At 33.2% G+C, this 23,743-nt stretch carries 21 protein-coding genes and 1 pseudogene; all 22 read left to right on the plus strand.

Annotation, left to right across the window (positions count from 1 at the left end):
• Positions 1-146: 146 nt before the first annotated feature.
• The 22 genes and pseudogenes from EKM01_RS03310 to EKM01_RS03415 all read left to right on the plus strand — a co-directional run bounded on the left by EKM01_RS03310 (position 147) and on the right by EKM01_RS03415 (position 23,742).
• Positions 147-608: a UpxY family transcription antiterminator gene (locus tag EKM01_RS03310; RefSeq protein WP_126458948.1), complete on the plus strand. Its 462-nt coding sequence runs from the start codon at positions 147-149 to the stop codon at positions 606-608.
• Positions 609-907: 299 nt separating this feature from the next.
• Positions 908-2,164 carry an ABC transporter ATP-binding protein gene (locus EKM01_RS03315; protein ID WP_126766796.1) on the plus strand — a complete coding sequence of 419 codons (1,257 nt, stop codon included), beginning with the start codon at positions 908-910 and terminating at the stop codon, positions 2,162-2,164.
• 69 nt (positions 2,165-2,233) lie between these two features.
• Entirely contained in the window at positions 2,234-3,031 is a 798-nt protein-coding gene (locus EKM01_RS03320) for an FkbM family methyltransferase (protein WP_126576620.1), read from the plus strand.
• Positions 3,032-3,112: 81 nt separating this feature from the next.
• On the plus strand, positions 3,113-4,114 hold the full coding sequence (locus EKM01_RS03325) for a glycosyltransferase (RefSeq protein WP_126766798.1): 1,002 nt from the start codon (positions 3,113-3,115) through the stop codon (positions 4,112-4,114).
• A 3-nt stretch (positions 4,115-4,117) separates the two neighbouring features.
• Positions 4,118-4,969, plus strand: coding sequence for a glycosyltransferase (locus tag EKM01_RS03330; RefSeq protein ID WP_126766800.1), 852 nt, complete (start codon positions 4,118-4,120; stop codon positions 4,967-4,969).
• A complete protein-coding gene (locus tag EKM01_RS03335; protein WP_126576623.1) occupies positions 4,963-5,874 on the plus strand; it encodes a glycosyltransferase family A protein in 912 nt (303 codons plus the stop codon). The genes EKM01_RS03330 and EKM01_RS03335 overlap by 7 nt, the downstream gene beginning before the upstream one ends.
• On the plus strand, positions 5,864-6,715 hold the full coding sequence (locus EKM01_RS03340; RefSeq protein ID WP_126576624.1) for a glycosyltransferase family A protein: 852 nt from the start codon (positions 5,864-5,866) through the stop codon (positions 6,713-6,715). Before EKM01_RS03335 ends, EKM01_RS03340 begins: the two co-directional genes overlap by 11 nt.
• A gap of 22 nt (positions 6,716-6,737) precedes the next feature.
• The gene (locus EKM01_RS03345) at positions 6,738-7,874 is read left to right on the plus strand and encodes a glycoside hydrolase family 99-like domain-containing protein (RefSeq protein ID WP_158616082.1); all 1,137 of its coding nucleotides are present in this window, start codon (positions 6,738-6,740) and stop codon (positions 7,872-7,874) included.
• Positions 7,875-8,894 carry a glycosyltransferase gene (locus EKM01_RS03350; RefSeq protein WP_126576626.1) on the plus strand — a complete coding sequence of 340 codons (1,020 nt, stop codon included), beginning with the start codon at positions 7,875-7,877 and terminating at the stop codon, positions 8,892-8,894.
• Complete coding sequence (locus tag EKM01_RS03355; RefSeq protein WP_126766804.1) at positions 8,891-9,904, plus strand: glycosyltransferase family 2 protein; 1,014 nt, start codon at positions 8,891-8,893, stop codon at positions 9,902-9,904. The genes EKM01_RS03350 and EKM01_RS03355 overlap by 4 nt, the downstream gene beginning before the upstream one ends.
• Positions 9,825-10,931: a non-hydrolyzing UDP-N-acetylglucosamine 2-epimerase gene (gene wecB, locus EKM01_RS03360; protein WP_126766806.1), complete on the plus strand. Its 1,107-nt coding sequence runs from the start codon at positions 9,825-9,827 to the stop codon at positions 10,929-10,931. The genes EKM01_RS03355 and wecB overlap by 80 nt, the downstream gene beginning before the upstream one ends.
• 1 nt (position 10,932) lies before the next feature.
• A complete protein-coding gene (locus EKM01_RS03365) occupies positions 10,933-12,168 on the plus strand; it encodes a UDP-glycosyltransferase (protein WP_233589287.1) in 1,236 nt (411 codons plus the stop codon).
• Between the two features lie 71 nt (positions 12,169-12,239).
• Positions 12,240-13,124 (plus strand): glycosyltransferase family 2 protein, encoded by an 885-nt coding sequence (locus tag EKM01_RS03370; protein ID WP_126766811.1) that lies wholly within the window; start codon positions 12,240-12,242, stop codon positions 13,122-13,124.
• 109 nt (positions 13,125-13,233) lie between these two features.
• The gene (locus EKM01_RS03375; RefSeq protein WP_126766813.1) at positions 13,234-13,911 is read left to right on the plus strand and encodes a cytidylyltransferase domain-containing protein; all 678 of its coding nucleotides are present in this window, start codon (positions 13,234-13,236) and stop codon (positions 13,909-13,911) included.
• Between the two features lie 237 nt (positions 13,912-14,148).
• Positions 14,149-15,192, plus strand: a complete 1,044-nt coding sequence (locus EKM01_RS03380) for an N-acetylneuraminate synthase family protein (RefSeq protein ID WP_126766815.1) — start codon at positions 14,149-14,151, stop codon at positions 15,190-15,192.
• Between the two features lie 145 nt (positions 15,193-15,337).
• A complete protein-coding gene (gene neuC, locus EKM01_RS03385) occupies positions 15,338-16,459 on the plus strand; it encodes a UDP-N-acetylglucosamine 2-epimerase (RefSeq protein ID WP_126766817.1) in 1,122 nt (373 codons plus the stop codon).
• A 201-nt stretch (positions 16,460-16,660) separates the two neighbouring features.
• Positions 16,661-18,094 carry a glycosyltransferase family 39 protein gene (locus tag EKM01_RS03390; protein ID WP_158616083.1) on the plus strand — a complete coding sequence of 478 codons (1,434 nt, stop codon included), beginning with the start codon at positions 16,661-16,663 and terminating at the stop codon, positions 18,092-18,094.
• Positions 18,095-18,182: 88 nt separating this feature from the next.
• Positions 18,183-19,586 carry a hypothetical protein gene (locus EKM01_RS03395; RefSeq protein WP_126563328.1) on the plus strand — a complete coding sequence of 468 codons (1,404 nt, stop codon included), beginning with the start codon at positions 18,183-18,185 and terminating at the stop codon, positions 19,584-19,586.
• Positions 19,573-20,664: a glycosyltransferase family 4 protein gene (locus tag EKM01_RS03400; protein WP_233589288.1), complete on the plus strand. Its 1,092-nt coding sequence runs from the start codon at positions 19,573-19,575 to the stop codon at positions 20,662-20,664. Before EKM01_RS03395 ends, EKM01_RS03400 begins: the two co-directional genes overlap by 14 nt.
• A 30-nt stretch (positions 20,665-20,694) precedes the next feature.
• Positions 20,695-22,128 carry an MBOAT family protein gene (locus EKM01_RS03405; RefSeq protein WP_126766821.1) on the plus strand — a complete coding sequence of 478 codons (1,434 nt, stop codon included), beginning with the start codon at positions 20,695-20,697 and terminating at the stop codon, positions 22,126-22,128.
• Between the two features lie 223 nt (positions 22,129-22,351).
• Positions 22,352-22,711, plus strand: a pseudogene (locus EKM01_RS14720) (endonuclease domain-containing protein).
• Between the two features lie 191 nt (positions 22,712-22,902).
• Positions 22,903-23,742, plus strand: a complete 840-nt coding sequence (locus EKM01_RS03415; RefSeq protein ID WP_370274162.1) for a hypothetical protein — start codon at positions 22,903-22,905, stop codon at positions 23,740-23,742.
• Position 23,743 lies beyond the last annotated feature (1 nt).

The following is a 23,743-nucleotide window of genomic DNA, read 5'->3' on the forward strand; positions in this document are numbered from 1 at the left end:
TCAAGTAATGAAATAGAACAAAACGTCTCGCTACGCTTCGCACTCGAAGTGTCGTGTATTGAGAACCGTTTTTAAATAAATAATTCAAAAAGTGTATTCTGAATTCGGATAGGGAGAATTAATTTTATGGCAATACAAGATAAAAGATGAATTGGTATGTAGTGTATACAAAACCCAAATGGGAAAAAAAAGTGGCAGAACAATTACAAAAGATAGGTGTGGAATGCTACTGTCCTTTGGTAACCCAAATGCGACAATGGTCTGACCGCAAGAAAAAAGTGGAAGTACCTCTTTTTAATTCCTATGTTTTTGTACAATTAGAAGATTCGAAACGGAATTTGGTGTTTCAATCCGTTGGCGCAGTCCGCTATTTGTATTGGTTAGGAAAACCAGCAATTGTGCGTGATGAAGAAATTGAAGTCATCAAGAAATGGCTCAACACTTCGGATTGTGTTGATCTCACTGTGGCCTCATATCAAATTGGGGAAACGATACAATTAGAATCGGGACCTTTTGCCGACCAAAAAGCCACAGTTCAGGAAATGACCAATACCCATTATGTGCTGGTTTTGGAATCTTTAGGATGTGTGTTGAAAATGAAACGATGAGTTTTTAGTGTGCGAAGTGAGGAGAAGAAAATAGAGAAAAGGATAAGCTGTTTCAACCGTCACTTCGAGTAATTTAGAAGAGTAATGCGAATGCTTTACTATTCTAAATTGTATCGAGAAGCCTTCATAACACAAGGGTTCTCGATACTTCGCCGCAATTTTCTATCGCAAATTGCTGCTCCACTCGAACTGACGTATCTTTATAGTAATTAATTGCGGCAATTAGTGAGTAGTGAAGTTCGTTTATAGTACAACCTAATGCTCATTAAAAGGCCCATTTAAAAAAAAGATTCCAAAAAATGAAAGACATTATATTAAAAGCCGAAAACATCTCCAAGCAATACCGACTGGGCCAGGTAGGAACGGGTACTATGGCGCATGATTTGAACCGCTGGTGGCATCAAGTGCGTGGTAAGGAAAATCCGTATCTCAAAATTGGCGACACCAATGACCGCAGTACCAAAGGTACGAGTGATTATGTCTGGGCATTGCAGGATATTAATTTTGAAGTAGAACGCGGTGAGATTCTTGGGATTATTGGCAAGAATGGCGCAGGAAAGTCTACTTTGCTCAAAATATTATCCCGTGTTACAGCACCTACAACGGGAAGCATTAAGTTTGGAGGCCGTGTGGCTTCCTTGCTCGAAGTAGGAACCGGATTTAATGGCGAAATGACCGGCAGAGAAAACATTTATCTCAATGGGGCTATTTTAGGGATGACCAAAAAAGAAATAACCTCAAAGATTGATGCCATTATTGATTTCTCCGGTTGCGAACGCTACATTGATACCCCCGTAAAACGCTATAGCAGCGGAATGTATGTGCGACTGGCTTTTGCTGTAGCCGCATTTCTGGAGCCTGAAATTTTGATTGTAGATGAGGTTTTGGCCGTAGGCGATGCCGAGTTCCAAAAGAAAGCGATTGGCAAGATGCAGGATATTTCCAGAACTGGCGGCAGAACGGTTTTGTTTGTGAGTCATAATATGGCGGCGGTGAAGAGTTTGTGTACGAGGGGGATTGTATTGGAGAATGGGCAGGTAGTTTTTGATGGGGGGATTGAGGAGAGTGTTGATTTATATCATAATGCTTCTTCAAATTTTGAATCTTTTTATAAAAGAGATATTTCGAAAGACTTTAGCGAAATTGTAATAGATGAAATAAATATCAATAATGAGGGAGGAAACTTAGAAAGCCGTTTTTATTATGATCAAAATATTGTAATTGATTTTAAATTGAATTCAAAATTTGAAATAAAAGATAATAATCGGTACAAAATGTTTTGTACAATTGTCAGCAAGAATGGTCAAAGAGTATGTTCATATGAAACCAATCTGATTAAATCTGAAAAAATACGATTAACTATTGAAGCAGAATTTTTGGTAAGAGGCGAGTATTTTTTAAATGCGTTTATACATGTCCCTCAACAATTAAGAATTGATGAAGTAAATGAAGTTTGTCTGTTTGAGATTTTAGATGAAAAATCTAGTTTGAGCATTCATGGATTATACAATTACGGACAAGTATTTGGAAAAGGGAAATGGGATTCTATTTTTTAGATGAAAAATTTTTATAAATTGTAATTCTGTCTCAAGACCTAATTGGTTTAAAAGCATTGATAAAATAAAATGAAAAAAACAATTAAGATTATATTTAAACATATCAAATATTATTTTTGGTATTCTTCTTTTCAAAGAAATCTTTTAAGTAGTATTGATAAAATGGAAGGTAGGATAAAATTAAATGGCAATTTTTTTTATTATCATTATGGCAGACCTTTTTATGATACTTATATAGAATTATTTGTTAAAAACATCTACGAATTTAAAACAAATAATCAGTGTCCAGTTATTATAGATTGTGGCGCTAATATGGGTTTAAGTATTTTGTATTTTTCAAAAAAATATCCTAATGCAGAAATTATTGCATTTGAGCCTGATGAAACAGTTTTGCCTTTTTTGGATAAAAATATTATTTCACAAGAAATCAAAAACATTAAGTTGTATAAAAATGCTGTATGGACAGAGGAAACAGAACTTTCCTTTTATACCGATTATGGGTTAGGTGGTCGTGTCGGAACGGAATATAAAAATCAAACCCCCAAAATTATCAAATCGGTAAGACTAAAATCTTTTTTAGATAAACCGATAGATATGCTTAAAATTGATATTGAAGGAGCAGAATATTTAATTTTGAAAGATTGTGAGGATGTATTATTCAATGTTGAGAATATTTTTATAGAGTATCATAGTTTTTATGAGGATGAACAACATTTAGAAGATATTTTGAGTATTTTAAAAAGACAAGGATTTAGATATCATTTAAAAGAATCTTTTTCACAACAAAGACCATTTATTGATAATGTTCTTGTTTGTGAAAAATTTGATATGGCAATAAATATTTTTGCTTATAAAAGTAAAAAATAATTTTAGGTTGATTTTTTTACAATTTCAAAGCTATTTTCTATAACAAGTTATTATAAAACGTTTCTGGAAAAAATAAAATAAATGGAAAATAGCCTACCGCTAGTCTCAGTGATAGTCCCTAGTTACAATCACGATAAATACTTGGAACAACGTTTGAAGAGTATTTTTAATCAAACGTATCTTAATTTTGAAGTGATTTTATTAGATGACTGTAGCACTGATTCCAGTGGAAAAATTCTCGCAAAATATGCTAAAAATCCAAAAGTAAGTCATTGTATCTTTAATGAAACCAATTCAGGAAATACTTTTATACAATGGAACAAAGGAATAGAATTAGCTAAAGGCGATTATATCTGGATAGCTGAATCGGATGATTTTTGCGAACTAAATTTTTTGGAAGAATTAATACAATCCGTTCTTCAAGATTCTGAAATAATGTTGGTTTATTGCCAATCCAATAGAGCTGATGAAACCGGCAAGATTACAGGAAATTGGCTAAATCATACTGATAATTTGGATGCCAAATTATTTTTAACAAGTTTTGTAATGGATGGAAACGAATTCATAGAACGTTTTTTAATTTATAAAAATGTGATTCCAAATACCAGTGGAGTTTTGTTTAGTAAAGAGTGTGCCGTTCAATTAGGTACATTGGATATGGATCCAGGAATGAGAACATGCGGAGATTGGTTGTTTTATTTTAAATTAATCAACAATAACAAAATATCGTATATTAATAAATCTTTGAATAATTTTAGATATCATTCACAAAGTGTTATTGCTAATGCAGTTAAAAAATTAAATTGGGCAACAATTATTGAAATAGATTTTTTAATGCGAAAAAAAATGTTTGATTTTCTATCTATAAATAAGCCTCATAATTACGTGCCTGTTTTTAAAATTAATAAAAGTATTATTAAAAAAATGGAATATGAACGGGGAATGTTTTATTATAAAAAGGGTAGAAAAATAAAAGGAGGACTAATTTTATTTTCAGTGATTGATATTTTTATTAAAAAATATAATTTCAAAAAGAATTTTAAATTGAAGTGTAACAGATTTTTTAAATTAAGGATTAAATAAATAATGGTTTCAATTATAATCTGTTGCCGAACCCAAATAATCAGTAACGACTTATCCGATAATATCAAAAAAACGGTTGGTTGTGAATATGAATTGATTGTTATCGATAATTCTGAGAATACATATTCCATTTTTGAGGCTTATAATTTAGGAATTGATAAGAGCACGGGAGATTATTTATGTTTTATACATGATGATATTTTAATTCATACTATTGGTTGGGGTAATACTATAGAGGGTGTTTTTAAGAATGACAATCAAGTAGGATTGATTGGAGTGGCGGGAGCTAAATTAAAAACAAAAATGCCATCACCATGGTGGAACTGCCCAGAGGATCAGAAAGTCATTTGTATAATTCAACATCATGCAGATAAGAAAGAAGAAAAAATGATATCAGGATTTGATAATGATGCTTTAGTTGAGGTTGTAGTAATTGATGGTATTTTTATGGCTATGAGAAAAGATGAGCATGTTTTGTTTGATACTACTTTGAAAGGCTTCCATAATTATGATCTAAATATTTCTTTTGAATATAAAAAACGAGGATATAAAGTTGTTGTAACAAATCAAGTTATTATTGAGCATTATTCTACAGGAAATATAAATGCACAGTGGGTTAAATCAACTTACAAAATTCATAAAAAGTATAAAAATAGTTTGCCTTTAAAAAATGAATCAAGTACTATAAAAAAAGGGACTGAAATTGCAAATGCAATAAATTTCATTGAAGAATCTGTAAAATTTAAAAAATTTAATATTGCTTATTTAATCTGGTGGAAACTTTTTTGTTTGTATCCCAATATTAAATATCATATTAAATTTTGGAGAAATGTATTAAACAGAAAAAGATGTTAGCTATAATTATTCCGTATTATAAATTTACTTACTTTGAAGAAACGCTAAAATCGCTATCTAATCAAACAGATAAACGCTTTAAAGTATATATTGGAGATGATGCCAGTCCTGAAAATCCATTGGTATTATTAAGTGGTTATAAAGATAAATTTGATTTTACATATCATCGGTTTGAAAAAAAATTAGGAGGAATTTCACTTACAGAGCAATGGGAAAGATGTATTGCCTTAAGTAAAAATGAAGAATGGCTTATGATTCTTGGAGATGATGATTATCTAGAAAATACGGTAGTTGCTTCTTGGCATGAAAATTATAATATTTTTTATAAAAAAGCTGAAGTAGTTAGGTTTGCTTCTAAAATAGTTGTTCAAGAAAATAATAAAATTTCAGATAAATTTGAACATCCTATATGGGAAAAAGCGACTGATGCTTATTTAAGAAAATTCAATCATCTCACTCGTAGTTCTTTGTCAGAATATGTTTTTTCTAAAAAAACATATAATAAATATCATTTTTATAATTATCCAGTGGCATGGAATAGCGATGATCAGGCGTGGCTTGATTTTTCGGATAATAAGTCTATTTTTACCATAAATGAATGTGTGGTGTATATTCGTTTATCAAGTTCAAATATTTCTGGGAAAACAGATAATTTTTGGTTAAAAAATAATTCTCAAATCTTATTTTATAAAAAATTAATAAAAGAGAAGCTCAATTATTATGAACACTCCCAGCGTTTACTTTTTTTAAGGAGGTACGAGAATGATATTCTTAAAACAAGAAAATTAACTTCTGCAGATTGGTTTTTTTTGTTTGTTTATTATGTAAAATGGTTTGGTTATGAAGATTTTAAAAAAATATTAAAAAGATTTTTAAATACTGTTTTGAAACGCGATGAGCTATAAAAAAGTTTCCATTATTGTACCCTGTTACAATCAAGCACAGTACTTGGATGAATGTTTAATTTCGGTTTTGAATCAAACATACTCGAATTGGGAATGCATTATTGTTAATGATGGCTCACAAGATGCGACAGAAACCGTTGCAATGTATTGGACAGCAAAAGACAACCGAATTAAGTATATTCAAAAATCAAACTCAGGACTTAGTGCAGCAAGAAATTCAGGGATTACTTTGGCTCAAGGAGAGTTTATTTTACCCCTAGATGCTGATGATAAAATTAGTCCGGATTACGTAGCGCACGCAATACAAGTGTTTGAAAATGATAACTCTCTTAAAGTGGTGTATTGTTTTGCAGAAAAATTTGGTGATGAGAGTGGACGTTGGGAACTACCAGATTTTAGTTTGTACAACCTGAGTCAAAACAATTTGATTTTTTGTACCGCTCTATATCGCAAGATAGACTGGGCATTTGTTGGCGGATATGATGTTAATATGATTTTTGGTTGGGAAGATTGGGAGTTTTGGATCGCTATGCTTAAGAATGGTGGTAACGTTAAAAGAATTAAAGAAGTTGGTTTTTATTATCGAGTTAAATCAAATTCTATGTTGAATACTATTAATGATAAAAATGCAGATTATTTATCGGACTATTTGAGTGTGAAGCACGCAGATTTTTTTGTGAAGTATTATGGGTCTTTTAAAAAAATGAAACAAGAACTACTTCAAAATAAAAATGAATATGAGCATAAATTAAAGAGCGAAAAATTTGCAATTGATGTTTTTTGTTCTGTTTTTTTTGGATTTTCTATTTTTGGGAAGTATAAAAAACCAAAAAATAATTAATTATTATTTTAATCCGATTGAGATGCCCGAAGATAAAATACAATTTTTAGTGTATTACTTACCACAGTTTCATCCTATTCCTGAGAATAATGCATGGTGGGGAAAAGGTTTTACAGAGTGGACTAATGTAGCGAAAGCGAAACCGCTATTCAAAGGGCATGAGCAACCTATTTTGCCGGCTGATTTAGGATTTTATGATTTACGTTTGCCAGAAGTTCAACTCCAACAAGCACAATTGGCACAACAATATGGTGTAGATGGTTTTATCTACTATCAATATTGGTTTGGAGATGGTAAAATGTTATTGCAACAACCAGCTGAACAAATGTTGAAAAATAAAGATATTACATTACCGTTTTGTTTTTGTTGGGCCAATGAAACTTGGAAAGGGATTTGGCACGGATTAGATAATCCAGAAGTTCTGATAGAACAAACGTATCAAGGAGAAATGGGATATAAAACTTATTTCGAATATTTGCTTCCTTTTTTTAAAGATGACCGCTATATAAAGATTGGAAAAAAGCCGATGTTTCATATTTATAGAATAGAAGATATACCCGATTTAGAGGTATTTACAGAAACATTTAATTTATTGGCAATACAAGCAGGATTCGATGGCATATATTTGATTTCTACAGTAATTTCAAATCCGGATTATGTTTTGAAAAACCCGAGTTTTTATGGTCAGGTAGGTTTAGATGTTTTTTTTAAAATGCGATACGCCAAGCTATCTATTTTTAAAACAAAAAGTTTTTTTGGAAAAATAGAAAATAAACTCAAAGATAAATTAACGCGATCTTATAAAATAGGAGTAAGAACCAAACCGTTGGTGTTTGATTATAAAAAAGGAGTATCTCATTTTAATGTAAAATTTCCTCATGATAAGTATATAACGTGTGTTTTTCCTAATTGGGATAATTCAGCTCGTAGCGGTAAAAAATCTTTAATTTTTAAGAATGCAACCCCTGAAGCTTGGCAACAACATTTACAAATTGCATTAGATGAGTTGCTGAAAAAACCTACCAATCCTCCATTTATCATTATAAAATCGTGGAATGAATGGGCTGAAGGAAATCACTTAGAACCTGATGCAAAATATGGATTGGATTGGCTTAAGGCAGTAAAAAGAGTAAAGGATAATTTGATAATAGTAAGATAATTGAAAATAAATTTAATTAGTATTGTACTTCCTGTTTATAACGGTGAAAAGTATTTAGCATCCTCTATCGAAAGTTGTCTGAACCAGACTTATCAAAATATTGAGTTAATTATTGTTAATGATTGTTCAACTGACGGTACATCAGGAATAATTAATAGATTTGCCGAAAAAGATAAGAGAGTTAGAATCATAAATAATACAATAAATATAAAGCTTCCTGCGAGTCTAAATGTGGGTCATGTAGTAGCTAAAGGTGATTTTATAACTTGGACAAGTGATGATAATTATTATGAAGCAAATGCAATTGAAGAGCTTTTAAAAAGTCTTTTAGAAAAGCAAGTTGATATAGTTTATAGTGATGTTTTATTAATTGATTATGAGGCAATAAAAGTAAGAGAAGTCAATTTTTTAAATTTTGAAAATATAATTTTCGGTAATTTTGTCGGTTCATGTTTTCTTTATAAGAAGGAAGTCTTTGAGAGAAATAATGGTTACAACGAAGAATTATTTTTGATTGAAGATTATGATTTTTGGTTACGGGCGATTATCCATAGTAAATATAGCCATTTAAACAAAACACTTTATAATTATAGAAAGCATGAAAATAGTTTAACCAATCAAATTTATATAAATGATGAAAAAGAAAAAATATTTTTGCAGAATATAAAAAAAATGTATGATAATTTTTGTTTTTTAATAATGGATAGGCAAAATACAATACTTTCTGAATTCTGTACAAATGTTATGACGCATCAAAAAATAGAATTTAATTGGATTATTAAAAATGATTTAGTCCTTAAAATGTTTAAGAAACAACTTTTATTGAATAATAATTTTATCAATAAAATATTGTTAGAAAGAGTTTTTTTAAATAAAACAATTCAAATAATGATTAATCAAAAAGATTCACAAATTTATCTTATAAAATCATTGTATATAATAAAAAAATATTTGTTTTTTTTAGATAAAAATTCTATCAAGACATTAATAAAGTATTCGTTTTTTAACACACATAAATGAGACCACTAGTCACCATCATCATGGCCACCTACAACCGAGCTCATTTTATTGTAGAAACGTTGCAGTCCATACAATCTCAAGTTTTCACCAATTGGGAATGTTTGATTATTGATGATGGTGGATCTGATAATACTATTGATGTTATTGCTCCACTACTTGAGAAAGACACAAGATTTCAATTTTTTAAGCGACCAGACTCTTATATAAAGGGGTTACCTGGAAGTCGTAATTACGGTCTGGATTTAGCTCAAGGAGACTATGTTATTTTTTTTGATGATGATGATATTGTCCATCCCCAAAATTTGGAATTATGTGTGAAAGAATTAAGCAAACAAAATGTTTCTTTTTGCAGGTATCTTCGAAATGTTTTCTTTGATGATTTTGACTATAATTTTGAATTTTCAAAAGACTATGCTTCTTTTTTTGTAACTAAATCAGATGTTGAGAAACTATTAATAAACGAACTTCCGTTTAATTCTTGTGCAGTGATGTGGCATAGAACCTGTTTTGATGGGAATCGATTTGTGGAACATTTGATGTATGCAGAAGAATGGGAGTTGTATTCCAGAATTTTGTCCTCTGATATTAAAGGAATTTCTATTGAAAAATGTTTGTTTTTTGGACGTAAACATGCGGACTCCAATACCGGAGAATTTTATAGCAATAACCCCATACGCAGGGCTTCTAAAAAAGACGCTATTTTGTTGGTTATCGAAAGTTTAAAGGAGAAACAGTTGCTGTCTTCTTTGCTCCTTCGTTATTTTGTAACCATGGCAACCGACTTTAAGGAGTACAATTTGTTTACTCAAATCATCACTTTACTTGAATTGTCTATCTTTGAAAAAATAAAATGGCAGTTTTTTTATAGTACATTCCCTTTGCGGTTGTCTGTCTATAAATTAAAAAAAAAAATTCCGAAAAATATAATCCATGAAAATTCTACTTTGTTTTGGCACACGTCCGGAAGCCATAAAAATGGCACCGCTATATCACGAATTAAAAAAAAATAATTTTGATGTAAAAGTCTGTGTCACGGCACAACATCGAGAGATGCTGGATCAAGTGTTGGAATTTTTTGTTATTGCTCCCGATTATGATTTAGATTTGATGCAACCCAATCAAAGCCTGAACGGATTAAGTGCTAGTATTTTGTTAAAGATGGATGGCGTATTTGCTGATGCAAAACCAGATTTGGTTTTGGTCCATGGAGACACAACAACTTCATCGATGGTGGCGTTGGCCGCCTTTCATAATGGCATAACCGTAGGACATATAGAAGCTGGTTTACGTACGTATAATAAAAAGGCGCCCTTTCCGGAGGAAGTGAACCGGCAGTTGACCAGCAGAATAGCCGATATTCATTTTACCCCTACCGCTGCAGCCACACAGAATTTACTGAATGAAGGCATTCTGCCAACTGCTATCGTCGAAACTGGAAATACCGTTATTGATGCGCTATTGTGGACCGTTGAAAAAATTGGAGCAGAAGATTACATCAATCCTGAAATTGAACGATTGAAACGTTTGCTTCCTACCGATAAAAAAATGGTTCTGGTTACAGGGCATCGCAGAGAAAATTTTGGAGCAGGTTTTGAGAACCTGTGTGATGCGCTTTTATCTGTTTCAGAACGGGATGATGTTACTATAGTTTATCCTGTACATTTAAATCCCAAAGTGAAAGATGTTGTATATGAGAAATTGTCCAACACTAAAAATATTTATTTGATACCACCGGTTTCCTATCCCGTTTTTGTGTGGTTGATGCAACAATCTTTGTTGATTGTCACAGATTCCGGTGGTATTCAGGAAGAAGCCCCTTCCTTAGGTAAACCTGTTTTGGTTACTCGTGATGTTTCAGAAAGACCTGAAGGGGTTACTGCCGGATTTTCTATTTTAGTAGGTACCGATCAACAAAAAATCAGCACTACTATTTGTTCTTTTTTAGACGGATTCACGGGATTTGGGCATTCCATCAATCCTTATGGAGCCGGTGATGCCTGCCAAAAAATAGCAGCATATTTATTAAAACACTATTAAAATGAAAATTCTTGTTGTAGTAGACTCCATCAATATTGAAGACAGTAGTGGTTCAAAAGCCAATGTCGCTTTGATTAAGAACTTAGCCGAGGCGGGTTTTGACGTTTTAGTCTATCATTATACGTTGCGAAACATACATTTAGCGGGTGTGAGGTGTTATGCGATACCTGAAATAAAATTCAGTCCCTTGTATTTTTTAAGTCGGATACAAAGGGTGTTGAGTCGGAATTTAAAGGTCAATCCAGCTCCTTTTTTAGAACAATTATTTGGGTTTTCTTTTACTTTTTATAATGATACCCGCAGTATTACTGCCGCATTGCAGCATCAAAAATTTCAGCCCGATTTAGTAATAACTTTGAGTAAGGGTGGTAGTTTTAGGCCTCATTATTCCGTTCTTCAATTTCCGGAATTACATGACAAATGGATGGCGTATGTGCATGATCCGTATCCTGCGCATTATTATCCAAGACCATACAATTGGGTAGAATCCAGTCATAAAGCCAGAGAAGCCTTTTTTAGGGCAGTTTCTACAAAAGCCAGATATAGTGCCTTTCCGAGCTTGTTGTTGCACGAATGGATGTCGAGTTATTTCCCTAATTTTGCCCAAACAGGAGTTGTTATTCCGCATCAAAATGCAAAGTACGTCGTTCAGGACACTTCTTTTCCATCCTATTTTGATGTTTCAAAATTCAATGTACTCCATGCCGGTAATTTGATGAAGCAACGTTCGCCTGAGGGTTTGATAGCTGGTTTTCAACTGTTTTTACAACACTATCCGGAAGCTGAAAAAGAGTCGCGATTGCTGTTGCTCGGACCAGCTTCTGATCACGCCCAATTATTTGAAAAACACCAAAAAAAAACTCCTGAACTCTACATTCATAATGGTATGATTCCTTTTGATACGGTTTATTTGCTTCAACAAAGTGTATCGGTTAATGTTATTTTGGAGTCAAAAGCGGAAATTAGTCCGTTTTTACCCGCTAAATTCCCGCATTGCGTTGCAGCTAATAAACCTATCTTAGCTTTAGCGCCTTATTACAGTGAAACAAAGCGGTTGTTAGGCAATGACTATGCGTATTGGGCGGAAGTGGATGATGTGCCACGAATAGCTGTATTAGTGGGAGAATTGTATTGCTTGTGGAAACAAAATCCGAAGCAACTGCTTTTAAACAGAAGTGATTTAGCGGAATATCTTTCGGTTTCATATTTAAAAAAAATAATTAATAAATTAAATTAATAATAATTTTGTCCTGATATTTTTTTTAATTTATACTTCTCTTAAAAATTCCTTTTTTTAATAAACATGATATGAAAGCCTCTATTTTAATAATATCTAAAAATAGGAAAGACGAATTAGCGCTAACCTTAGAAATTCTGCAGCCTATGATTGAAGTTGAGGAGCATGAAGTTTTAGTTTTTCTGGATGGTTGTACAGATCAATCCGCTTTGTTGATAGATCAATTTAATTGGGTGAAGTGGTTTTCTTCTGAAAAAAGCATAGGAGCTTCTGCTGCCAGGCATCAACTATATCCAAAAGCCAAAGGGCAATTTTTAATAGGTTTTGATGATGATGCCCATCCTTTACAGTCCGATTTTATTACAAGAACCCTAAGTGTTTTTGAAAGATATCCTACTGTTGGCATTGTTGCTTTTCAGGAAATAAAAGGTGTGTTTGGATCTGATCAAGAGGCTTTAAGTCAGGTTAACTCAATAGCGGAAGAATATTTTACCAATGAATTTATAGGCTGTGGATTTGCTATCCGCAAAGAGGCGTATCAGGATACCAATGGCTTTCCGGTTTGGATTGATATTTATGGAGAAGAATCATGCGTTTCGATTGAAGTGTTAGCTGCGGGGTACGATATAATATATACCAACACAATACAAGTGAACCACCGTGTTAATTTAATAGAAAGAAAGAAAGCGGGACAAAATTATTTTAGATTTGGAAAACAATTAAAAAATTCTACCTATTATTTTTTAGTGTATTATCCGTATCCTTTAGGTAATATTTTGAAATTGTTTTGGCATAATTTCAACAAGTATGCATTACGTGACATTAACTGTTTTAAGATTTTTTTTAGCGTTAGTGTTAAGGTTCTTAGGAGTATGCCCAGGATACTTACCTACAGAAAACCAGTTACTGCATTAGTACTTGATAAAATGAGAAAAGTAAAAGGGATGCAATTTTGAAACGCTAAAAAGCAAATTGATAAGACATTGTATCAGAAAAAGTAATAAATCTCGAAGCCCCTTTGAAATTCAAAAAAATAAGTATTTTTACAAGGATATAATTTTACTAATGAAAACGATTGCTATTATTCCTGCTCGTGGAAACTCTAAACGGTTGCCAAATAAGAATTTATTACTTTTAGGAGGAATTCCTTTATTGGTGCACAGTATTTTATTTGCCCAAAAAAATCCATCTATTATTGATGAAATCTATGTAACGACCGATAACGCAGCCATAAAAAACATTGCGCTGCAGTATGGAGTTACAGTAATTGACAGACCAGATGCTTTTTCAGGAGACTTGGAACCAACGATTAGTAGTGTCCAACATGTTTTAGAGACTATTACTCATGCAGTTGACACGGTTGTTTTGTTACAACCCACTAATCCGTTGCGACCAGAAAATTTGCTTCAGGAAGCCTATGTACGGTTTTGCATGAATGATGCTGACAGTCTTGTCACCGTAACCAGGAATCATCAAAAATTGGGAAAAATAATCAACAACAGTTTTGAACCTTATAATTACACAATAGGGCAACGCAGTCAGGATTTAGAGCCTCTTTATTTTGAAAATGGGTTGTTGTACATTACCAAAGCTAAAGTAATACTGGAGGGTAAAATAGTTTCTGAAAATAGTATCCCTTATGAAGTAAATCATATTTTTGCCAATGTTGATATCGATACGCTGGATGATTTTGATTATGCGGAGTATTTAATCAATAAAGCGTCTCGACTGTGCTCGACGTGACAGTTGTAATGATTTGATTATTTAGTTGTACTATGAATTTGAAATAAATCGTCTCGGCTTTACTCCGACTACGCTCAGTACAAACTTTCGACGTGACAGTTGTAGTGACTTCAGGATTTTATTGTCAAATCGAGCGCAGTCGAGATTGTCTTCATTGACTCTCGCTCAACGCAGGCTCGGTCGAGATTGAGTCTTGGAGTTATTATAAAATTTAATTTGTAACCATTCATTAAAAAAATGAACCCATATATTGAAATTGCAGGAAGAAAAATAGGTCCCGATTATCAGCCGTTAGTGATTGCTGAAATAGGAATTAATCATGAAGGTTCTTTGCAAATAGCCAAAGAGATGGTAGATGCTGCTCACAGAGCCGGTGCTGAGGTGGTCAAGCATCAAACGCATATTGTGGAAGACGAGATGAGTGGGGTAGCCAAAAAAGTAATTCCGGGCAATGCTACAGTTTCGATTTATGAAATTATGGAACGTTGTTCTTTGAACGAAGTCGATGAATTAGAACTAAAAAATTATGTAGAAAGCAAAGGAATGATTTTCATTTCTACCCCTTTTTCTCGTGCTGCCGCTGAACGCCTGAAAAAATTTGATATTCCTGCTTACAAAATAGGATCTGGAGAATGTAATAATTATCCTTTGCTGGAGCACATTGCTGCTTTTGGTAAGCCCGTTATTTTGAGTACCGGAATGAATACAATTGAAAGCATTACTAAAGCGGTGGCAATTTTTGACAAGTACAACGTACCCGTAGCGCTATTGCATACTACAAATTTATATCCAACTCCAATTCATCTGGTGCGTTTCGGCGCAATGATGGAAATGCATAAAGCTTTTCCGGATAAAGTTTTTGGATTGTCCGATCATACTTTGAATAACAATGCGTGTTTAGGAGCTGTAGCTTTAGGAGCCAGTATTTTGGAACGTCATTTTACGGATCATACACATCGTACTGGTCCGGATATTGTGTGCAGCATGGATGAGCAGACATGTGGGGAACTTATCGTTTCTTCTCATGAAATGTGGCACATGCGGGGTGGAACAAAAAAGCCTGCTTTAGAAGAACAAGTAACTATTGATTTTGCATTTGCAACGGTTTGTACGATTGCTCCAATAAAAAAAGGAGCGTTATTTACTACGGATAATATATGGGTAAAACGTCCGGGAACTGGAGCTATTTTGGCTGAACATTTTAATGATTTGATTGGGAAAATCGCTACTCGAGATATTGATAACGACGAGCAATTAGATTTTAATGATTTTGAACAATAGTTTCTTTATTTTGCCTTTTTTTGGATAGCAATTAAAAACTTAAAAATAGAGACAATTACAAAATAAATACAGTTCCCTCGAGCGCAATCGACCGGTATTTAAGATTTAAAAGTATCTCGACTGCGCTCGACATGACAAAAAAATAATGAAAAAAATCCTATTTCTTACCGGAACCCGAGCGGATTTCGGAAAAATAAAATCATTGATTTCAATTCTTGAACAACAAGAAGGATTTGAGGTGTTTGTTTTTGTTACCGGAATGCATTTGCTAGAGCGATATGGTTACACGCTATTGGAAATAGAACGCTGTGGCTTCAAAAATATTCATACGTTTATCAATCATACCCATGAAACTACAATGGATTTGACCTTGGCCAAAACCATTGAAGGACTCTCTGCTTTTATCAAGACCATTAATCCGGATATGATTATAGTTCATGGAGATCGCGTAGAAACACTTGCCGGTGCTATAGTAGGATCGCTTAATAATATTTTAGTGGCGCATATCGAGGGAGGCGAGTTATCCGGAACGGTAGATGAATTAATTCGGCATAGCGTCAGTAAATTAAGTCATATCCATTTTGTTTCTAATGCTGATGCAGCCAAAAGATTGATTCAAATGGGCGAAAAAAAGTCTTCTATATTTACCATTGGATCTCCTGATATTGATGTTATGTTTTCGGATGCGTTACCAAATTTGAGCGTTGCCCAATCTTATTATCAAATTCCTTTTGATACGTATGCCATTGCCATGTTTCATCCTGTTACCACAGAAGCTGCCGAAATGCAGCATCATGCGAATCATTTTGTTACCGCTTTACTGGAAGATACACATAATTATGTTGTTGTTTTCCCTAATAATGATTTGGGAACTAACACTATTTTGGAAGCTTATAAAAGACTGGAAAACAATACCCGTTTTCGAATATTTCCTTCTTTGCGGTTTGAATATTTTCTGACTTTGCTCAAAAACGCACAGTACATCCTAGGGAACAGTAGTGCTGGAATTCGGGAAGCTCCTTGCTATGGTATTCCTATTATTAATATTGGAACACGACAGCAAAACAGAGCGGTTCACGCGCACATTATTAACGTGGATTATGAACAAAAAAATATAACAGACGCACTAGCGCTAATAGATATTCAAAAAACCATTCCAACGGCTAGTGATTTTGGGAAAGGGAACAGTGCGCAGTTGTTTCTGGAGTCTATAGAAACGGATGCAATTTGGGCAATCAATCATCAAAAACAATTTAGAGATATTTAATGAAAAAACTAGGTATAGTAATCACTGATGGCGTTGGATTCCGGAATTTTGTTGCGGTATGGTTAGAATAATTTGATGTTATAACTATTAAGTTGCTTTCATTATTATGTGCTTATTACTACTATTTTTAAATTGATCTAATCAATACATAACTTAAACTGATTCATTCTTTGGAATTGCCTCTATAAATTAATGTGTTTTATGAAAAATAATTTGTTAGAAAACTTTATAGTTTACCTATTTAATTCCAAGACAATTTTTTACCTAATTTTAATTGTTGCAACGTTAATTGTAATACCTAATATTGATAGAGAATCTTTATGGTTGGATGAAATTTTTTCTGCAACAGCCTCTTTAAAAACATCTTCATTAGATTTAATGTTTTCTAAATATATATCAAGAGATGGAAATCCTCCTTTGTACTATGTATTATTGTTTTACTGGGGAAAAATATTTGGTTCTGGCGATTTTGAAATAAGGTTACTGAGTTATGTTGTTACTTTGCTAGGTTTAATATTGTCTTATTTACTAATAAAAAAACATTTTAGTAGAAAATTAGCAATTTTATTTTTATTCTTAAGTGCGTTTACACCTGGGGTATTATATTATGCTCAAGAGGCACGAATGTATTCTCTTCTTTATGCATTATCTAGTTTAGCAAGTATTATTTTTTTAATTTTTTTAAAGAGAATAAGGGGTAGTCAGAAAATTGAAAATATGTTGTTAATTTATTACTTTTTAGTAGGAGTTTTGATTTGCTATACTCACCATTTTGGTAGCCTAATTATCTTTTTACTTTCTTTTGTTACAATTATATATTCTTTAGTCTTAAAAAAAAATAGATCAGCAATAACTATATTAGTTGTATCTATTTTTATTGGAATATTAGGAATGATCTGGCTCATTTTTCAGTTTTACTTTGTTGATATGGGGAATCATATTAAACAAATTTCTTGGGATAGGAATAATTTAAAAAATATTATTTTTAATTTCTCTACCATTTTTGCTGTAAATAAGTTTGGTGTAGCCGCTTTATTAATTTTACTAGCTCCAATTTTAAGAAATTTCAATTACTTTTTAATATTGGTAAAGAAGTATAGTATAATCTTACTTCCAGTTTTGTTATTATTTTTAACTTCATATTTAATCAGTATCATGATATTTACAATATCGGAAAGATATTTAATTGTAACAGTACCTTTAATTCTTCTCTTTATTTCTTTTATTTTTAATGAATTATTTGATAATAATAAAATATTTGTATTCTTATACATTATCGGATTACTAATTTTATCTGTGTTTGGGAATTATACTTATAAAAAACAAAACTGGAGAGATGCATCAAAATACATTCAAAACAAGATTTATTTTTCACCGAATTCTAAGGTGCCAATTAAATCATTGTTAGATGGGTCCTTTGATCGATTGATGTTTGTTTCCTATTATTTTATGGAGTCTAAATATGTTTATTCTCCCGATGGTCCCAAAATCCAAGATAATTGTGATTTGATTTATGTAGATGGTCACACCAATGAAGAAGAGATTAAGAGAACTCTTGTTGAGTATAATATAAATATCCCCTATGAAATTTTAAACTTCAACAAGGTTTTTGTGGTAATAAAAAAGCGAAATTAAGATACTAAGTATTAATTAAAAAAATATTTAATAGTTTTTGGATGTAAGAATTATTTTAAAATAATCAAAAATTGTAAGTTTAAAAGCGATGAAAAAACTAGGTATAGTAATCACTGATGGCGTTGGATTCCGGAATTTTGTAATGAGTGACTTTTTAACAGAAGCCAGACTCCAATTTGATACTATTATCATTTATTCGGGGTTGCCTATCAGTGCTTATCCTGCGGATTTACAGTCTACAAGTACTATAAAAGAATTGGATGTTTTTGTAGAAGGCAAATGGACCTGGTTTTTCAGGAAATGGAAAGAGCTAGCTCATCTACAACACTATAAGTCTTTTTATGGTATGAAAGACAACCTGGAATCCGGGTATCCCAAAACAATCTCTGCCCGGTCTCTTTTAGTCAAAATTATTTATTTTTTTACGCAGAGAGTGCACTCTTCTGCCAGTATTCTGTTTGTAGAAAAATTACAGTTTTTGTCTTTTTCTAAACATAGAATAGCAAAAGGGTATCTTCGATTATTGCAAGAAGACCAACCGACTCATGTTTTTTTCACCCATCAAAGACCCTCGTATTTAGCCCCTTTTTTATATGCAGCTATCCAATCTCAAATACCAGTCAGCAGTTTTATTTTCAGTTGGGATAATTTAGCCTCCAAAGGAAGAATGTTAGGGACTTTTGATTATTTTTTGGTTTGGAGTGATTTAATGAAAAAGGAACTGTTGTATTTTTATCCGAATGTAAAAGAGGAACAGGTAAGAGTGGTGGGAACACCTCAATTTGAGCCTTATGTGATGGACAAATACAAAACAGAAAAACAAGATTTTTATGCTAAATTTAATTTAAAGGAGAGTCAGAAAATAATTTGTTTCAGTTGTGCTGATGCCAGTATCGGAGCGAATGATCCTGTTGTGATTCGGACTATTGCCAATGCCATGCGAGAAAATAAAATAGGAATTCCATGTCAACTTGTTGTACGGACTTCTCCAGCAGAAGAACCAGAGCGTTTTGCTGCGATACAAAAAGAGTTTCCTGAAATTATCTGGAATACGCCCAAATGGATTTTGACTCGGGAGAATCATGCTGAAAGCTGGTCGCAACGCATTCCTAGTGAGGAGGATATCATGGATTTACGTTCTTTGTTGGAATATGTTGATTTGAATATTAACATGTGCTCTACAATGAGTTTAGATTTTATGTTATTTGACAAAGCGGTAATTAATACTGTTTTTGGAAATCCTGAAAATGGTTTGTATGATGACCAACGTTTTTTAGGATATGATCATTTCAAAAAAGTAGTCGAGAGCCAATCCGTGACCATCGCCCAAAATCCAACCGAATTAATTGACCAAATCAAGGAGGCTTTAATCAATCCTTTGGCACGAACTAAAGAAAGAAAGGCTATGATTGACTTACAAATAAGCAAAAAATTAAACGGAACCAGTCAGCGTATTGCTACAACTTTATCACAATGGAATGACCGAAAATAAAAAAATAGCAGTGCTTTGTAATTATGAACTATTACCCGAAAGAGTAGGCGGAATGGATTACTTTTTTTGGGCGTTTGACAAGAAATGTGCAGCAAATAATATTCAGGTGGATTGGTTTTTTCCGAATCAGTCCGATCATGGCGAATATGTTACTTTAACGATTTTTGAGAGTGGGTTTCAATCCGTAGAAAATCATTTTCTTAGTTTTTGTACCACCAATGCAACAGCGTACACGCATATCATTACCCATTTTGTCGAATTATGTACTCCTTTTTTTTATAAAATAAAGCAGTTCAGCGGCGCTAAAATAATTGCCGTGGATCATAATCCAAGACCTCTTTCCGGCTATCCTTTAAAAAAGAGAATCGAGAAAAAAATCAAAGGAATTTTATTTTCCAGATATATTGCTGTTTTTGTAGGGGTTTCTGATTATACCGTCAAAGAAATTATTCATGATTTTGGTTCTCATTTGAAAAAGAAGACATTGACTATTTATAACGGGGTTGTGCTAGAAAATATTTTACAAAGAATGAATCGAAACACATTGCATCCGATCTTTTTGACAGCATCTCACCTACGTGAATCTAAAGGGATTCAGGATTTAATTGCTGCTGTCGCACTGCTTCCTACATCGATACAGAAGGAAATTAAAATTGATCTTTACGGAGATGGGCCTTATAAAAGTATTTTGGTTGAAAAGATGAAATACTATGATGTAGCCCATTGTTTTGCTTTTATGGGCAGCATTTCTAACCTGAAAGCGTTATTTTCGGAATATGATTATATGCTGCAACCTACCCACATGGAGTGTTTCAGTTTATCGATATTAGAGAGTTTAGCTGCCAATGTTCCTGTAATCACAACAAATGTTGGTGGTAATGAGGAGGTTATTGTTTCCGGGGAAAATGGGTTTATTTATAAAGCAAAAGATGTTATGGCTCTAAAGAATATTCTTGAAGCCGTTTATTTGGGTCATAAAAGAATTGAAACGAATACCAGAACCCTCATTGAAAACCGTTTTTCACTGGCAAGAATGGTCGAGTACCATTTAGCATTGGTATTAGAGAATAAATCTTAATTTTACACCGTCAAATCCGTTCCCGTACGTATGTTTTTTAATTCCTTATCCTTTGCCGTTTTCCTGCCAATCGTATTTGTGTTGTATTGGTTTGTTTGTAATAAAACCAAAAGCACTCAAAATGCAGTGCTCATTATAGCCAGCTATTATTTTTACTCCTGTTGGGATTGGCGTTTTCTGTTCCTGTTGGTGTTCTCGACGTTTTTAGATTATTATACCGGTATTCGGATAGAAAAGGCCAAGACGGTACGGAGTCGAAAATTTTGGTTTTGGCTGAGTATCAGTGTAAATCTGGGCTTCCTGGGAATTTTTAAATACTATAATTTTTTTGCAGATTCTTTCTCGGAGTTGTTGAATGGGTTTGGGTTACAAACGAGTCCTTTACTACTCAACGTGATCTTGCCGGTGGGTATTTCCTTCTATACGTTTCACGGATTATCATACGTCATTGATATTTATTTAAAAAGAATTAAGGCAGAATATAATTTTGTCGATTACTCGTTGTTTGTCAGTTATTTTCCATTGCTTGTGGCGGGACCCATTGAAAGAGCCACACATTTATTACCACAAGTGAAAGTGAAACGCAGTTTTGACTATCAAAAAGCCAAAGAAGGAATCTTTCAGTTTGCCTGGGGATTGGTCAAAAAAGTGGTAATTGCGGATACCTGCGCTACATACGCCAATGCGATTTTTGATAATTATGAATCCATGAATTCTTTGTCGTTGGTTCTTGGTGCCGTTTATTTTGCTTTCCAGATTTATGGGGATTTTTCGGGTTATTCCGACATGGCGTTGGGAATGTCAAAATTGTTTGGAATCGATTTGCTGCGCAATTTTAACTACCCCTATTTTTCTCGTGATATCGCCGAGTTCTGGCGGCGCTGGCACATTTCTCTTTCGTCGTGGTTTCGGGATTACGTATATATTCCTTTGGGAGGCAGCAGTGGAGGTATGGGAATGAAAATCCGCAATACCTTTATTATTTTTTTAATCAGTGGTTTTTGGCATGGTGCCAATTGGACTTTTATTGCCTGGGGTTTTATTAATGCCCTGTATTTTTTGCCATTGTTGCTCTTGAAGCGGAATCGATCTAATATTGAAACAGTGTCCTTGCATCGGGATTTTGCCTCCGTCACAGTTTTCTTTAGCATTATCAGTACATTCGCATTAACTTGCCTGGCATGGATTTTCTTCCGGGTAAAATCGATAGGAGATGCTTTTGAATATATTGGGCGTATTTTTACCAATGGAAATTTTGCATCACAGTATTTGGATAACGAGCGATACAATTATGAAATCATCATTTTAATACTTGCTTTTATTGTTGTGGAATGGAATAGCCGAACGCAAGTGGAACCTATTTCTGGGCGCTACAGTTATTTAAAGTTGGGATTATGCCTTGCAGCAATTGTGGCATTAGGAACGTATTCCGATTATAAAGAATTTATTTATTTTCAGTTTTAGTGTGGTATTTCCGTTTTACCCCAACCCTAAAGGGAGCCGAAAATTTAGGACGTTCTTGATTAGTAGGTCGTAGTCTTTCTTTTTCCCACCCTTTAGGGATGGGGAAGGAAAAAGGAATAGGAGAGGTTGATTTTCGTTTTACCCCAACCCTAAAGGAATCTTGAGTTTTTGAAATAAAAATATAGTTTGAGTTATGGATAAAAAAACGCTTCAGTCTGAGAATATGTGGAAAGGTGCATCTCCGAAAATTTTTTCAAATGCAAAGAAATTAAGAGATAATGCAACAGAAGCGGAAGAAAAACTTTGGTTAGCAGTTAAAAACTATCAAATAGAGGGATTTAAATTTAGGAGGCAGCATCCTCTTAGTTTTTACGTTGCCGATTTTTATTGTCATGCCTTAAAGTTAGTAATTGAAATTGATGGAGGATATCATCTGACTGAAGAATAACAGCTATTAGATGAAGAAAGAACAAAGCATATTGAATTTCAAGGATTAAAAGTAATCCGATTTACAAATGAGGAAGTACTAGCGCAGTTGCCGGAAGTTATAGATAAAATAAAAGCGTTTATTGCTGCGGGATAAATTTCCGGTTTACCGTGACCCTAAAGGGAACCGGAAATTTAGAATGCTCTTGATTAGTAGGTCGTAGTCTTTCTTTTTCCCACCCTTTAGGGATGGGGACGGAAAAAGAAATTATTTAGAATAAAACTATAAATACAATACAGAACAAAACAACAATGAAGCAGTTTTTAATTTTTACAGTCAAAACCCTCGTGCTACTATTTTTACTGTTAGTAGTATTGGATTTTCTATACACAACAGTTTATGTACAGTCGTCGAATAGAGGGAAAATTGATTATGTTTACAATTCAGCAGCGCGCGAGTATGATGTGGTAATTTTAGGATCTTCCAGAGCCAACAATCATTTTGTGGCTCCCATGTTTGAAGAAAAAGGATTGAAAACATTTAATTTTGGGATGAGCGGAGGACATTTGTTTGAAGCATCCCTACTGTTAAAATTAATGGTGGAACGAAAGTATACTATAAAAAATGTGATACTCGAGGCCGATTTGAATTTATCAAATGAAAAGCGAGATGAGGGTGTTTCTTCTCGTTTTCTTCCCTTTATCCATGATTCTAAAACAATCAGAAATCATTTTTTAAAAGAGGCCGATTTTAAAGAATTGTATTACATTCCTTTTTACAGGTATGTTGCATTTGATTCCAAGATTGGGTTTAGAGAACTCTATAAAACGGTATCGAAAGAGCCTACTACAAATTTGGCTCATTTAGGATATTATCCGTTAGTCAAAAAAAAGGGTAACATGAAAAACAATCTGACTAATTTAAAACCGTTACGGAACAAATATTATGAAGAAATTAAACAGCTTTGCAAGGACAACAACATCAATTTGATAGCTGTCATGACCCCGATGTGCACCAATACTAAAGGATTAAATTATTTTGAAAAAGTGCAACAATGCTATCCTGAAATTTACAATTATGAAAAAGCGGTAGAAGGAGATCAGTATTTTTCGTCTTGCGGGCATCTGAATGATACCGGAGCACGACGGTTTACCAGTGTAATTATAAAAGATTTTTTTAATAGATAAG

This window comes from Flavobacterium sp. RSP46 (genome assembly GCF_003984825.1).
Taxonomy (GTDB): domain Bacteria; phylum Bacteroidota; class Bacteroidia; order Flavobacteriales; family Flavobacteriaceae; genus Flavobacterium.

Excerpts from the sequence above, each read along its gene's own strand:
- EKM01_RS03390 (WP_158616083.1), top strand. The coding sequence starts at position 16,661 with ATGAAAAATAATTTGTTAGAAAACTTTATAGTTTACCTATTTAATTCC.
- EKM01_RS03335 (WP_126576623.1), top strand. The coding sequence starts at position 4,963 with ATGTTAGCTATAATTATTCCGTATTATAAATTTACTTACTTTGAAGAA.
- EKM01_RS03320 (WP_126576620.1), top strand. The coding sequence starts at position 2,234 with ATGAAAAAAACAATTAAGATTATATTTAAACATATCAAATATTATTTT.
- EKM01_RS03340 (WP_126576624.1), top strand. The coding sequence starts at position 5,864 with ATGAGCTATAAAAAAGTTTCCATTATTGTACCCTGTTACAATCAAGCA.
- EKM01_RS03405 (WP_126766821.1), top strand. The coding sequence starts at position 20,695 with ATGTTTTTTAATTCCTTATCCTTTGCCGTTTTCCTGCCAATCGTATTT.
- EKM01_RS03315 (WP_126766796.1), top strand. The coding sequence starts at position 908 with ATGAAAGACATTATATTAAAAGCCGAAAACATCTCCAAGCAATACCGA.
- EKM01_RS03325 (WP_126766798.1), top strand. The coding sequence starts at position 3,113 with ATGGAAAATAGCCTACCGCTAGTCTCAGTGATAGTCCCTAGTTACAAT.
- EKM01_RS03330 (WP_126766800.1), top strand. The coding sequence starts at position 4,118 with ATGGTTTCAATTATAATCTGTTGCCGAACCCAAATAATCAGTAACGAC.
- EKM01_RS03365 (WP_233589287.1), top strand. The coding sequence starts at position 10,933 with ATGAAAATTCTTGTTGTAGTAGACTCCATCAATATTGAAGACAGTAGT.
- EKM01_RS03380 (WP_126766815.1), top strand. The coding sequence starts at position 14,149 with ATGAACCCATATATTGAAATTGCAGGAAGAAAAATAGGTCCCGATTAT.
- EKM01_RS03355 (WP_126766804.1), top strand. The coding sequence starts at position 8,891 with ATGAGACCACTAGTCACCATCATCATGGCCACCTACAACCGAGCTCAT.
- wecB (WP_126766806.1), top strand. The coding sequence starts at position 9,825 with ATGAAAATTCTACTTTGTTTTGGCACACGTCCGGAAGCCATAAAAATG.
- EKM01_RS03400 (WP_233589288.1), top strand. The coding sequence starts at position 19,573 with ATGACCGAAAATAAAAAAATAGCAGTGCTTTGTAATTATGAACTATTA.
- neuC (WP_126766817.1), top strand. The coding sequence starts at position 15,338 with ATGAAAAAAATCCTATTTCTTACCGGAACCCGAGCGGATTTCGGAAAA.
- EKM01_RS03310 (WP_126458948.1), top strand. The coding sequence starts at position 147 with ATGAATTGGTATGTAGTGTATACAAAACCCAAATGGGAAAAAAAAGTG.
- EKM01_RS03395 (WP_126563328.1), top strand. The coding sequence starts at position 18,183 with ATGAAAAAACTAGGTATAGTAATCACTGATGGCGTTGGATTCCGGAAT.
- EKM01_RS03370 (WP_126766811.1), top strand. The coding sequence starts at position 12,240 with ATGAAAGCCTCTATTTTAATAATATCTAAAAATAGGAAAGACGAATTA.
- EKM01_RS03375 (WP_126766813.1), top strand. The coding sequence starts at position 13,234 with ATGAAAACGATTGCTATTATTCCTGCTCGTGGAAACTCTAAACGGTTG.
- EKM01_RS03345 (WP_158616082.1), top strand. The coding sequence starts at position 6,738 with ATGCCCGAAGATAAAATACAATTTTTAGTGTATTACTTACCACAGTTT.